The organism is Candidatus Polarisedimenticolia bacterium, from assembly GCA_035764505.1.
Classification (GTDB): domain Bacteria; phylum Acidobacteriota; class Polarisedimenticolia; order Gp22-AA2; family AA152; genus AA152.
In genome coordinates, this window is record DASTZC010000009.1 from 13,765 (window position 1) to 27,974 (window position 14,210).

The following is a 14,210-nucleotide window of genomic DNA, read 5'->3' on the forward strand; positions in this document are numbered from 1 at the left end:
ATCGAGCTGGTTCCCGGTACAGCCTGCGGGGCTTTGGTGCGCCCACGCCGCCTGCCCGCCGACCAGGGCCATCATTGCAACCAACAGCCCCGAGAGCGGTCGGATCGCTCGCTTAGAGAATCTCACGGTCCTATTGCTTCGACAGCCTGGTTCTCCGCTTGCCATTGGTACCCCCGTTTGCAGCTCCGTTGATGTTGACCGGGATCATCTACGGGTTTCGCTCCCCGCCTTCCTCCATCCGACGGTGCCGAGGAACAACGCCCGTCTCCTGCCTGCTCTTCCGCCAATCCTTCCGCGTCCATCTATCGCGCGACGAAATCGAAAACACGCCTCACGATTGAACTCAACGTGATGGAAAACGAGACCGGGTGTCGATTCACGGCCATCGCCTCGATAGCTGTCAGCACCTGACCTCGTGAAACGCAAGCTATCAATTCTGGAATGATGGTTTGCGGGAACGCCACATCATGAAAGAGAGGATGACGCACAGCACGGCGAGTTCCCGACCGGCAACCAGACAACTTGACGACTGAAGAGCACCCCATTCAGAAAACGAGAGTGGCCGCACTGTATGCCCAAATTGCAGACCCGGTCAAGGTTATTCAGGATTTGATTGTGGGTTTTTCGAGAGGTTGCGGCCGCGCTGATCCATAGTGCGTCCGCTATTCAGACTGCAAAAAAAATAGGTCGGTTCTACTTTAATGAATTGGGCGCTATGAACTCACTGACGAGTTATTAGCCCCATAACTGCTCTTGCAGGCTGGAAGGCAATCCAGGAGCTGTGGTGTCACTTCGGGCGTCCTGGGAGGCGGCGGAGTGATTTCAGTGGAGAAGCGATCAGTCGTTGTCGGTGATCGTGAGCAAGGCAGGGTTGGGAGTCGCCAGCGTGGCCCCGCCTGTCGGGTTGCTCAGCGTCAGACTCACCGTCTCATTGGGCTCGTCCAGCGTATCCGGCAGAATGATGACGGTGAAGGTCCTGCTGGTTTGACCCGAGGCGAAGATCAAAGTTCCCGAGCTGCCCGTATAGTCCACGCCGGCTGTGGCGGTGCCGCCACCGGTGGTGTAATCAACGGTCACGCCGCTCGCCGTGCCACCCGTCCGCGACACGGTAATCGTCACGGACGCGCTGCCTTCACCGACGCTGTAGGTTGCCGCGCTGAACTTCAGCGCACCCCCCACATCGTTATCCGTGATCGTCAGCACCGCCGCGCTGCGCGGACCCAGAAGGGCTCCGCCCGTCGGACCGCTCAGCGCCAGGTTCACCGTCTCGTTCGCCTCATCGAGCGTGTCGGAGAGGATCGGCACGACGAACGTCTTGCTGGAGATGCCGGCCCCCAGGCTCACCGTCCCCGATACCGTCTTGTAGTCCGCCCCGGCGGTGGCGCTTCCATCGCTCACGGAGTAGTTGACGCCTATTGCCGCGGCCGTCGGACCCGAGCGCACGACGGTGATCGTGGCGTTCACGGCACCCTCCGTGACGCTGTAGGTTGCGGCGCTGAACTGCAGAACGACCTCGTCATCCGCAATCGTCAGCGCTGCCGCATTGGGAGTCGCCAGCGTGGCTCCGCCCGTAGGGTCGCTCAGCGCCAGATTCACCGTCTCGTTCCCTTCGCCCAAACCATCATTCAGAACCGGCACGGTGAACGTTTTGCTCAGTTCGCCCGCCCCGAAAGCGAGCGTTCCCTCGGTGTGGCTGTAGTCCGAGCCGGCCGTGGCAGTTCCATCGCTCGTGCCATACTCCACCGTGACCCCGCTGGCCGTCCCGCCGCTGCGGGTCACGGTGATCGTCGCGCTTCCCCCTGCTTCGCCGACGTTGTAGGTCGCCGCGCTGAACTTCAGAGCTCCTCCCACGTCGTTGTCGGTGATCGTCAGCGTCGCGGGATTGGGAGTGGTCAACGTCGCGCCACCCGTCGGATTGCTCAGCGTCAGGAGGATCGTCTCGTTCGCCTCGTCCAGCGTGTCGGGCAGGATCGGCACCGTGAAGGTCTTGCTGGTCACTCCGGAGCCGAAGCTCAGGGTCCCCGCGGCGGCAGTGTAATCGGACCCGACCGTGCCGGTGCCGTTGCTCGTGGCATAGTCCACCGTCACGCCGCTCGCCGTCCCGCCGCTGCGGGTCACGGTCACCGTCGCGGTCGCGGTGGCCTCGCTCACGGTGTAGGCCGCCACGCTGAATTTCAGCGCACCACCCACGTCGTTGTCCGTGATCGTCAGCACCGCCGCGCTGCGCGGGCCGAGAAGGGCTCCCCCTGTTGGGCCTGACAAGGTCAGGTTGACCGTCTCGTCGGCTTCATCGAGCGTGTCGCCCAGGATCGGCACGGTGAACGTCTTGCTGGTAACCCCCACCCCAAGACTCACGGTCCCGCTGACCGCCGTGTAGTCCACGCCCGAGGTGGCCGTTCCACTGCTCATCGAATAGCCCACGCTCACTGCGCTGGTGGTAGGGCCCGAGCGCGCCACGGTGATCGACGCGTTGGTCGTATTCTCCGTGACGCTATAGCTCGAGGCGCTGAACTGCAGCACCACCTCGTCATCCACGATCGTCAACACCGCCGCATTGGGAGTCGCCAGCGTGGCGCCGCCCGTCGGGTTGCTCAGCGTCAGGTTGACCGTCTCGTTGCCTTCGCCCAATCCATCGTTCAGGATCGGCACCGCGAAGGTCTTGGTGGTTTCACCCGCCGCGAAGGTCAAGTTCCCCGAAGTGGATGAATAATCGGATCCGGCCGTGGCCGTGCCGTTGCCCGTCTCATAGTGCACCGTCACGCCGCTGGCCGCTCCGCCCGACCGCGTCACCGTGATCGTCGCGTTTCCGCCCGCCTCACCGGCGCTATAGGTCGCGGCACTCAGCTTCAGCGTACCGCCCACATCGTTGTCGGTGATGGTCAAGGTCGAGGGATTGGGAGTTCCCAGAGTCGCACCGCCGGCGGAATTGCTCAGCGTCAGGCTGACCGTCTCGTTGGCCTCGTCCCGCGTGTCGTTCAGGATCGGCACCGTGAAGGTCTTGCTGGTGACCCCCGCCCCGAAGGTCAGAGTTCCGTTGGCCAAGGTGTAATCCGACCCCGCCGTGGCGGTGCCGCCGCTCGTGGAGTAGTCGACCGTGACGCCGCTCGCCGCGCCGCCGCTGCGCGTCACCGTGATCGTCACGCTGGCGGTGGCTTCACTGACGGTGTAGGTGGCAGCGCTGAATTTCAGCACGCCGCCCACATCGTTGTCGCCGATCGTCAGCACCGCTGCGGCAGGTGACCCGAGCATCGCAGCCCCGGTCGGATTGCTGAGCGTCAGGGATACCGTCTCGTCGAATTCATCGACCGCATCGTTCAGAATCGGCACGGTGAACGTCTTGCTCAGCACACCGGCACCGAAGCTGAGGGTCCCCGAGACCGCCGTGAAGTCAGCGCCGGCCTGGGCCGACCCGTTGCTCACCGCATAGTTCACAGTCACGGTGCCCGCCGACCCTCCGGTGCGTGTCACCGTCACGGTCGCCGTCGCGCTGGCTTCACTGACGCTGTAGGTCGCCGCGCTGAACTGTACCTTTACGACGTCCCGGATCGTCAGGACCGCGGCACTCGGGCTGCCCAGAGAGGCTCCGCCGGTGGGCGCGCTCAGCGACAGATTCACCGTCTCGTCGCTTTCAGGCAGGTGGTCGTTGAGTATCGGGACCGTAAAGGTCTGGCTGGCAATGCCGGGTCCAAACGTGAGGGTTCCCGATGCCGTCGTGTAGTCCGAGCCGGCCGTCGCGCTTCCGTTACTGGTTGAGTAGCTCACGCCGACGGTGGACTGGGTCGTATTGAGCCGCTGCACCATGATGGTGGCGCTCGAGATCCCTTCCACCACCTGGTATTGGGGCGCGCTGAATTGCAGCACGTCGACCAACAGAGCGGTCGATTCAGTGTCTAAATTGTTGCCGGCCACCGGATCGAATTCGCTGGCCGAAACCGTCGCGGTGCTGACGAGAGGACCCGCCGCGGGAGCCGTCATCTGGATGATGATGTTCGGCGCCGCGCCCAAAGCGAGCGTTGGCCTCGTGCAGGTGACGCCACCGGCGCTCTGGCCGCAGGTCCAGCCGTTGGCCAATCCACAAGCGCCCGTTCCCGATGCGCACAGGAAGACCGCGCCGGGAGGAACCGTTTCCGTTACGACGATGCTGTTGGCGGTGCCAGGTCCGGCGTTGAGAACGGTGAGAGTGTCGGTCAACGTGGCGCCTACTCCCACCGGATTGGGACTCCCCGCAAGGTAAATCGCCAGATCCGACGAAGCGCAGGACTGGACGACTCCGTCGCAGTTGTGGTCCAGTCCGTCGCACGGTTCCTCAGCTCCAGGATGGATGGAGGCATCGGCATCGTTGCAATCCCCCGCGCATTCACTCGAGCCGTCGCCGTCATTGTCCGCACCCTGGCCAAGGGCGTAAGCCGCGCCTCCCGATTCATCGGAGGGTCCGCCGCCCCAGACGATCATGGTGCTCCCCGTCCAGATCGCGCTGTGATGCGCACGTGCCCCGGGGGCGCCGAGAATCGACGTGGCGCTCCACGTATCGGTGCCCGGATCGTATCGACCCCCCGTATTGGTGTTGGCGGCACCGTCGAATCCGCCCCACACGAGCATGACCGAGCCGGTCCACAACGCCGTATGGTCGGCGCGGCCCGTGGGGGCGTTCGTCGTGGAGGTGAGCTGCCAGCTGTCGGTGAGGGGATCGTAGCGGCCCCCCGTGTTAAAGGCGGTCGCGGGATTGTTGCTTCCGCCCCAGACGATCATCTTGCTTCCCGTCCAGATGGCCGTGTGCTCGTAGCTGGCTGGTGGAGCACCCGCCATCGAGGTCGCCGTCCATAGGTCAAGGGAAGGGTTGTATCGAGCGCCGGTCTGCAAGGCGCCATTGCTGTTGCGACCGCCCCACACGATCATGACCGAGCCGCTCCACACCGCCGTGTGATCCGCGCGCCCCGCGGGGGCATTTGTCTGGGAGGTTGGCGTCCACTGATCTTTCACCGGATCGTAGCGGGCGCCGCTGCTCGGATAGGCAAGGGGCAGGACGGAACCGCCCCAGACGACCATCTCGCGGCCGGTCCAGGCAGCGGTGTGAAAGGCGCGAGCCTGCGGCGCGCCGGTCGTGGAAGTTGTCGTCCAGGTGTCTGTCAGGGGGTTGTAGCGACCCCCCGTGCCGAGTACCGTGGATGCGCTGGATTGTCCGCCCCAGACGATCATCTCGCGCCCGGTCCACACGGCGGTGTGGGCGTAGCGCGCTGCCGGGGCATTGGTCGTCGACAGCGGAGTCCACTGGGCCGTTACGGGATCGAACCAGCCACCCGTCTTGAGCGGGACGGAGACATCCAGCCCGCCCCACACAATCATCTTCGTGCCTGTCCAGATCGCCGTATGGCTGTTGCGAATCGGCAGCGCGTCCGCCGTGGAGGTGGGAGTCCAGGAGTTGGATGCCGGATTGTACCGCCCGCCGGTTTGAAAGTACCCCTGTGAGTCGTTTCCGCCCCATACGATCATGCGGCTGCCTGTCCAGACGGCCGTGTGACCGACGCGACCCAAGGGCGCATTGGAGGACGACAATGCGCTCCAGGTATTGGTGACAGGATTGAATCGTCCGCCGGTATTGAGGAAGCCGGTACCCGATGCGAAACCGCCCCACACGAGCATCTCCGATCCGGTCCACTCCGCGGTATGGCCATAGCGAAGCAGAGGCTCGTTCAAAGTATTCGTGGGAGTCCAGCTGTCTGCCACGGGATCGTAGAGACCCCCGGTGTCGGTGATGTCGTCGCCGTTTCCACCCCACACCACCATGCGACTTCCCGTCCAGACAGCGCTGTGGCTGGTCCGATTCGAAAGAGCACTGACGTCCGAGGTCGTTGGAGTCCAGGTGTCCGTTTGCAGGTTGTAGCGGCCGCCGACGGGCGACGCCGTCCCTCCCCAGACAATCATTTGAGTGCCGGTCCACACCGCGGTGTGGCCGATGGCGCTCGGAGCATTCAGCGTCGAGACGGGAGTCCAGCTGTTGGTCGCCGGGTTGTAGCGGCCGCCGGTCGTGGAGGCCACCAAATCATCGTCGAGGCCTCCCCAGACGATCATGACTCCGCCCGTCCACACGGCCGTGTGCGCACGGCGAGCGGGAGGGGCATTGGTCGTCGAAACGGTCGCCCAGGTGTCGGTGGCGGGATCGTAGCGGCCCCCGGTGTTCGTGGGCCCGTTACCCACCTCGAAGCCTCCCCAAACCACCATGCGATCTCCCGTCCATATGGCGGTGTGTCCATATCGATTGGCGGGGGCTTTGATGGGTGAAACCGGGGTCCAGGTGTCCGTGGCGGGATCGTAGCGGCCGCCCGTGTTGACGTTGGTAAGAATGTTCAAAGGATACTGGCCACCCCAGACGATCATGACACTTCCGGTCCAGACCGCCGTATGTCCCGACCGGCCGTCGGGCAGCTCCTCCAGGGCCCCGTTGTCCCAGGTGTCGTCAGGAATGCAGCTCGACGCGGCGCTTTCCAATTGCGCCGGGGCCGTCTCGGGGAGCCGTTCCGTCTGCGCGGCGACTGCTTCCACCGACGACGCGTCGAGACGATCCTCGACCGAGCTCCACCACTCGTCCCAGCCGAGCTTTGCTACCGTGAAGGTCGCGACCTTGGCGGAGTCGCTGCTCTTGTCGAGCGGCACGCGGATCAGGAAGGACTCGCGTGTGTCCTCCACCCGTCCGATGTCGCCCACGTTTCTCGGTAGTTGTGATTTGAACTTTTCGAATCCTTCCGGTGTCAGCTCGAGACGCCCGGATTCCGGTGCCCCGGCATGACCGTGCGATACCTCGAGCACGCTCCGCGCGGGAGAGTCCGACATGGGATCCAGGCGCCCGTGCAGCAGATCGTCTTGAAGCGCCTCCGCCTGCGCCCGCTCCTCGGCATGGATCCCGGCGTCCATGGCAAAGAAGCTGCGCGTCAGGCGATCGACCAGGGCGGGACGCGCGACGGTCTCTTCTATCAGAAAGGGGTCGTTGCCCAGAACGGCGTAAAGCTGCTGCAGCCGCTCCGGCATGCGGCTGTTGGCCGCCATGCGCTCCAGCTCCCGCCGCAGCTGCTCGCTGGAGACAGGACTCTTCCAGAACATCTCGAGAGCGGCCGATTGCTTCAGGTAGGTGGTGACCTTCTTCTCCAGAAGCGACCTGGGGATCGCTTCCTCGAAGGGCAGGCTCGCGCCAATCTGGTGGGAGTAATTGAGGCGCTCGATCGCTTCCTGCGCCCGAACCCGTTCTTCGAAGGTGAGCTGGCGGGACTGAGCGGTTGCTCCCTGGCCGAGGAGAACCGTGACCAGCAACACCCGGACGGCATCCCGGACGGGTCGCATACCGCGCTCCAAGAAATGTGCTTTTGCCAAGCTGGAAGCGGCATTCTAGGCCTTTGAGCAGCGGCTTTGCAACACACTTTCGTTGGAAATTCGCTGCCGGAGCCGGTTCCGGAGGGAGAGGCTTGCTGGAGGGGCCGAGGCACGGGCTGTTTAGTCTTGACGAATACAGGGTTTGCGTCCCGGCACGACCTGCGGGGGCCGGACACGGCGACCATGAGGACCTGGTCTTGACGTTGCGCTCCAAGCCTTCTCAAGGCCTTAGAAAACTGATCAAAATAGGGTTCACGACGCCCGGCTGCTCCATGTACGGAATGTGGCCGGCGTCGTCGATCGCATGAAATTCGGCCTGCGGCACGAGCTTCCGTAGCTCGTCGCTGAGCCCGAACGGCACTGTCCTGTCCCGCTTACCCCAGATCAGCAGCACCGGAACGTGCTTCTCTCCGAGCGCTGCATATTCCTTGCTCAGATCGCGTCTTTCGTCGGCAAGCCGTGTGGACATGATGGCGTTCAAGAAGCCGGGATACTGCATTTGGACTCGGTAGCGGGCCGGCCAGTCCGGGAAGCGTTCGGGGTACGCGAAATCGGACATCTGTCCCGCGGCCATCCCCGGCGCTACATGGACTCTCATGATGTAATTCCTCAGAACGGGAACGTGCATCGACCAAGGCTCGCGGTCCGTTCCATGGCTGAACGAAGGGTCGATGAGAATCACCGAGTGAGTACGATCGGGGTGATGGTTCGCGAAGTACTGCGCGACCGCGCCGCCCATGGAAAGTCCCGCGATGTCTACCGGCTCCTGGATCCCGAGCGAATCAAGCAACTCGATGATTTCGCGGTCGAACAGATCCGCCGAATAGGTGAGGCGCGGCCGATCGGAGTATCCGCGACCAAGAAGATCGAGCCGCAACGTCCGGATGCCCGCCCCGATCAGTGCTTCATACGCGGGATCCCAGATGTAGCATGGAACTGAAAACCCGTGGACAAGGACCACGACGCGTCCGATATCGGGCCCGCCGATCTGGTAATGGACGACACCTTCGGAAAGCGTCACATAGCTTCCGCCCGCCGCCTTGCGAACCTCGTCGGTCAGCGGCTTGGTCTCCATGTTTGCCGCGGTGTACCTCACCGTAGCCCATAGAAGCACCGCGAGAATCAGCGTGCCAATCGCGATGGCAATGCGACGGACCATTTCATCCCCCTGTCGGCTTGGCCTTGAGCCTAACATGTTCGCAACGATCCCTCCGGACTATCGACCTTGGGGGTGTTCACTGGAAGGGAATCCTGGAGAAGCAGTCGCCCCGAGTCGGATTGAAGGTTAGGCTGCTCCACGAATGGAGGCACAATCCAACCTCGGGAGGCCTGTGATGACGAAAGGGTGGCTGGCGGCCGCATCGATTCCGATCTTGTTGGGACTCGCGGTCTTGATTCTCGTGGGAGGGGCCGGCGCGACGGAAGAGATTCAGCGGGTCTTCGTTGCGAACTTCCCATCGGTGCAGAAGGTGTCGGGCTCGGTCTCCATCGAGGGGACGGTTCGACATGGACTCCCGCAGCACTTCAAGGACCTCACCGTGCCACCCGTGGCTCCCACCGAAGTCTCGCGGCTGATTCCGGCCGGAGTGCTGGAGACGGATGGATTCACCTCGGTGATTCTCGCTCTCAACGGGCAGTCGAAGAAGAACCCGATCAAGCCGGGCGTCGTGGGGGCCATCCTGGTTCCCGACGAGGACCCGGTGCTCCGGATCTTCGAGGAGGAGGGCAAGGGTCAGTTCTCGCTGGAGATCAAGACAGCCGCCTTCTCCTCCTCGTCTCCCTACGTCGCATCCGACTCGCAGCGCTATCCGGTGGGATTCCCGCGCTACCGAGTCTGGCTCTACAACACCTCCGACCGGACGGTGAGCGCCAATCTCTACGCTTATCTGATGAATTGAAGCAATTCCGGGAGGTCCCCCGGATTCTCTGATCATCGGAGGGGCCGAAGGTTTGTGTCGGGGAGATCCTCGCACCCGCAAGGATGAAATACCGCTTGACACGTCAGAGGATTGGTCGTAGCTTCACGCCAATTTCGACAGCTCCAGCTCCCGGCCGGACTTTTCTCGATACAAAACAACCAGGCCGTTGGATAGCGGATGTAAACGCCCGGGCCCCGACGTTTGTGCGCGCTGGCAGGTCCACAGGGGGGGAGAGCCCCCGCTCCGCGGCGCCAGACTTGTCCGAGGGGATGGGCTTATGAGGAGAGATAGCGCGTTTACCGGCTTTATCGTGGTGCCGCACTTTCATCCGGGGAGACTCATCGTGCGAACAATGACCCGTCTCGTCCTGCTGCCATCGTCCGCTATTGCGCTCGTGCTTGCAGCCCTGTTGGCTGGCGCTCCATCTTCGCTTGCTGCCTCCCGGTTGGGACTTCAGATGTATACGCTCGAGGGGGACGCGGAGACCATCCGGGCGGTCACCCAAGGCCTCGAGCTGACGGGGCGACGATACACGGCGCGGGGAGTTACTGTCGACGCTGTGCTGAGCGACGCCCAGCGCGACGCCGTGGCGGCGGCAGGAGTGCAAATCGACCTCAAGCGCAACGCCAGAGGCGAGACGGTCCAGCAACAGGCTGTCTCCCAGGAGCTCGCGGGCTACCAGGTTTTCCGCTCCTGGGATGAGGCGGGCGGCATCCGGGACGAGCTCTACGCGCTGGCGGCGGATAACCCGCAGCTCGTCAAGCTCTCCGTCCTCGGACATACGGCACAAGGCCGCGAGATCATCGCGCTGAAGCTCACCGCCGGCGCCGCCACCATGCCCGACGGCAAGCGCCCCGCCGTCCTGTTTTCGTCACTGCAGCATGCGCGCGAGTGGATCAGCGTCGAGGTCAATCGGCGACTGCTCCACTACTTCGTCGACAACTGGCGCGCCAACCAGAAGGAGGCAAAGGGGCTGCTGCAAACCACCGAGCTGTGGTTCGTGATCGTGGCCAATCCCGACGGGTACCAGTTCACGTTCGACTCCGAGCGCCTGTGGCGGAAGAACGTGAGTGACAACGACGGCGACGGCCAGATCACCCTCGCCGACGGTGTCGACCTGAATCGCAATTTCGGCGAGCGCTGGGGCTACGACGACGAGGGCTCTTCCCCGGACCCCTCGGAAGAGACCTATCGCGGGCCGAGTCCCGCTTCCGAGCCCGAGACTCAGGCCCTGCAGGGTCTGATCGGACGCATCAAACCCAGGTTCCAGTCCAACATGCATTCAACCGGTGAGCTGCTGCTCTACGGGCAGGGATGGCAGGTCGGCACGCTCGATGCCGACAATCCGATCTACGTCGCCGTCGCCGGCACCGACGCGAACCCCGCAATCCCGGGCTTCAACCCGGGCCAGTCAGCCGACGCGCTCTATGTAACCAATGGCGAGACGACCGACTTCGCGGACAAGAACGCGGGCACGGTTGCCCTCACGGTCGAGCTGGGCGAGGGCGAGCCGGGCGCGGGATTCGTGTTCCCCGACAACGAGGCTCTGATCCAGGCTGAGTTCCAGAAGACGCTCGCCTTCCATCTCGGCCTGGTTCGGTCGGCCATGCAGCCGGCTACCCCTGTGTCGCCGGTCGGCATCGTCCCGCAGCCGTTCTATCTCGACCAGGACGACATCGATCCGCAAAACGGGCATCACTCCCTGTTCGACTTCAAGTTCGCCGTCTCCTACGGCGATCCGCAGGAAGTACGCGTGCTCGCCAGGCGCAGCCTCGGTGCGGTCACCGTACGTTACCGGATCAACAACGGCATTGTGCGGACGGCGAGCACGAGCGAATGGGCCGGCGGGGCCCGCTACGGTCCGGGCAACGGCGCCTATTACCATGTGATGCGCGGGCAAGTGACCGGCACGAAGACCGGCGACACGGTGACGGTGTCGTTTGCCGGCGGAGGACGGACGAGCGGCTCGTTCACCTATACCGTCGAGTCCAATACCGATAAGCGTGTGTTGATTCTGGCGGCGGAGGACTACACGGGCGCATCGCCTGCGTCGACGGGCGCCACCGCGCCAAGCTATCTCTCGTTCTACGCGGACGCTCTCACGGCCAACGGGGTGGCTTTCGACGTCTATGATGTCGACGCCCACGGCCGTTCGGCACCTGACAACCTCGGCGTGCTCAGCCACTACGATGCGGTCATCTGGTACACGGGCAACGACATCATCACGCGCGAGGCCGGCTGGGGCGCGGGGAACGCTTCGCGGCTGGCAATGCAGGAGTTGCTGGAAGTACGGGACTACATCAATGAAGGGGGGCGTGTCCTGTACGCCGGGCAGCGGGCGGGGCAACAGTACACTCCGGACCTCGCCGATCAGCTGTACGATCCGTTCGAGAATCTGATGTGTCGGAGCAACGATGGGGTGCTGCCTCGTTGCCTGGCTCTATCGGGTTCGGGCAACGGTCAATCCGATCCCATCGAGTACTTCTTCGGTGCGACGATCACCAGGGTCGATGGCGGCCTCGACCCACAGACAGGAGTTCCCTTCAACGTCGCCGGCATCGATGAGCCGCTGACTGGGGCCGGGCCCTGGAGTTTCAACGGCGCCGACAGCGCAGGCAACCAGAACTCCAATTCGTCGTTCTTCGCGACCGCCGATCTCCTGGGGATCACCGATCCTGCGGGCAGCTTCCCCCAGTTCGCGAGCTGGCCAGCAGCCGAATATCTGACCGGCATCTCGGGTGCTTTCGAGCCACACACCGGGGATTGGCTCGTGTGGTCGAACCTTGCCAACGCGGCGTACAAGCGCCTTTCGCGCACCATCACCGTGCCGGCGGGAGGCGCGACGCTGGAGTTCTGGACCAGCTACAATCTCGAGTTTAGCTTCGACTACCTTGTGATCGAGGCCCATACCGTCGGACAGGACAACTGGACGACGCTCCCGGACACTAACGGTCACACTTCGGGCGACCTTTCCGACGACGGGGCCTGCCCCGGTGGATGGAGTGCGCTGCATCCTTTCCTGGCGCACTACCAGACGCTCGATTCGCAGACCGGAAGGTGCAGCCCGACCGGGTCGACCGGCGCCTGGAACGCCGCGACCGGAAACTCGCAAGGTTGGCAGCAGTGGCGCATCGATCTCTCCAGCTACGCGGGCACTCAGGTCGAAGTCTCGATCACGGTCTTGAGCGATCTGTCGGTGCAGGAATTCCCCGGCGTGTTCGTGGACGACATCTCCGTCTCCACCGGCGAGGGAACGACGTCATTTGAAGGCGGGTTGGACGGCTGGACCGTTCCCGGTGCCCCGCCCGGCGATGGAGCGAACCTCAATGACTGGGTACGCCGTGGCGGCCTGGGGATCAAGGAAGCCGCCGCCGTGGCAACGGAAGACACCGTGTATATGGGTTTCGGATTGGAAGGTGTGACCGGAGCGGACACGCGCAATGAGCTGATGAGGGTCGTAATCGACTATCTGCTGCGCTGATTCCGGTCCCGGAGAGCCTCCAAGCGACACGCCGGTTCGAGGGAGCGATAGGTCTGGCTCCCAGGTAGATCGGTTCCCGTCAGGAGACCTCGGCGTGCAATAATAAACGCCATGTCCCTCGGGAAACCTGCGTCCTCCAAGCCTTTCCGCCTCTCCGGAAGCCTGACGAGGCCCGCCACCTGGCAGGCCCGGATGAAGCCTTCAACGGAGCAGCCCGAATCCTCGGTCCTCGGTGGATGGAGGAGCTTCCTTCGCGGTCCGTCCGGCATGGGATTCCTTCTTACCCAGCGATGGGTGCTCCTCGCCGCGATCGCGATCCTGGCGGTGACGGCCGTGCTCGAGACGTCGATGGGACGCTCGGCGCTCGGGCCGGACGGTCGATTCGGCTGGTGGGCCGGCGACATCTGGAGCGGCGAGAACTCCCAGCGCGTGCTGGATGTCTATTCGTTCTCCCACATCGTGCACGGGGTTCTCTTCTACGCCTTTCTGTGGCTGACGGCGCGGCGGCTTCCCTTGCGGCTGCGGCTCGTGATGGCGTTGTCGCTCGCCGCAGGATGGGAAATCCTGGAGAATTCCCAGCCCATCATCGAGCGCTACCGCGCGGGCACTCAGGGCTACGTCGGCGACAGCATCCTGAACTCCTGCAGCGACATTCTCATGATGACGATCGGATTCCTGTGCGCCTCCCGGCTGCGTGTCCGCAGCAGCGTGGCCGGAGTCCTCGTCCTGGAGCTCTTCTGCCTTTTTTGGGCGCGTGAAAACCTGACCCTCAGCGTCATCCGCGTGCTCCATCCCGTCCCCGCCATTCAAGAGTGGCAGTCGGCCCCGGCTCCCCGCGCTCTTTCAAACCTCTCCCGAGGGTCCGACCGAAGACCTCGCCGGGCGCCGGCGTGTCGCTATCCACCCGGCTGGTCTGCTGCGTCTGAGTCTCCAGGCAGGCGACCTCTCCGAGGTTGATGAAATACTGCTCCTCGGCCAGGTTCGCCCGGTATGCCTCCCGACCCTCCATCCCGGCATTGTGTGAAAAGAGGCGATCTTCCATGGGATGAGCCGGGGAACCCTGCTCCGGATTCCGTCAACCGCCTGGGCCGTACACTACAATTCGCAAATTGGTGTAATAGAAGTCTTCCGGCACATGCCCCGCCAGGCTCGACAGAGGCGCCAAGATCGGTGGGTTCTCAAAAGTGGCTTCGACGCGGGCTTCCGCCTCGCAGCGGGCTTGCTGGGCGAAGGGTTCCGAGGCCACGTGCCAAGCACCCTTTGGGATTTCACAGGTCTCAGAATCGAGCTTCTCCAGGTGGTATCTGGAGGTGCTGATGGCAGGCAGGTCAAAATAGAGTTTTTTCGTTGCGATGACACTGCCGGAGGGGACGTTCTGCCTTATCCAGTACGAGGCCTCAAGGCGCGGCTCACTGCGAAATCCAGGTCGATTGAGGTCGAAGCAAATC

At 63.7% G+C, this 14,210-nt stretch carries 6 protein-coding genes; 3 read left to right on the forward strand and 3 right to left on the reverse strand.

Annotated elements, in window-relative coordinates:
• Positions 1 to 837: 837 nt before the first annotated feature.
• Both VFW45_00465 and VFW45_00470 read right to left on the reverse strand, forming a co-directional pair.
• On the reverse strand, positions 838 to 7,332 hold the full coding sequence (locus VFW45_00465; protein HEU5179236.1) for a Calx-beta domain-containing protein: 6,495 nt from the start codon (positions 7,330 to 7,332) through the stop codon (positions 838 to 840).
• A 250-nt stretch (positions 7,333 to 7,582) separates the two neighbouring features.
• Positions 7,583 to 8,521, reverse strand: coding sequence for an alpha/beta fold hydrolase (locus VFW45_00470; protein HEU5179237.1), 939 nt, complete (start codon positions 8,519 to 8,521; stop codon positions 7,583 to 7,585).
• A gap of 175 nt (positions 8,522 to 8,696) precedes the next feature.
• Here VFW45_00470 and VFW45_00475 point away from each other — a divergent pair, with 175 nt between their 5' ends.
• The 3 genes from VFW45_00475 to VFW45_00485 all read left to right on the forward strand — a co-directional run bounded on the left by VFW45_00475 (position 8,697) and on the right by VFW45_00485 (position 13,719).
• Positions 8,697 to 9,260, forward strand: a complete 564-nt coding sequence (locus tag VFW45_00475; protein ID HEU5179238.1) for a hypothetical protein — start codon at positions 8,697 to 8,699, stop codon at positions 9,258 to 9,260.
• 298 nt (positions 9,261 to 9,558) lie between these two features.
• Positions 9,559 to 12,762: a M14 family zinc carboxypeptidase gene (locus VFW45_00480; GenBank protein ID HEU5179239.1), complete on the forward strand. Its 3,204-nt coding sequence runs from the start codon at positions 9,559 to 9,561 to the stop codon at positions 12,760 to 12,762.
• A 192-nt stretch (positions 12,763 to 12,954) separates the two neighbouring features.
• Positions 12,955 to 13,719 (forward strand): DUF2585 family protein, encoded by a 765-nt coding sequence (locus VFW45_00485; protein HEU5179240.1) that lies wholly within the window; start codon positions 12,955 to 12,957, stop codon positions 13,717 to 13,719.
• 118 nt (positions 13,720 to 13,837) lie between these two features.
• Here the strand turns inward: VFW45_00485 and VFW45_00490 are convergent.
• On the reverse strand, positions 13,838 to 14,210 hold a 373-nt coding region (locus VFW45_00490), incomplete at its 5' end, for a hypothetical protein (protein ID HEU5179241.1).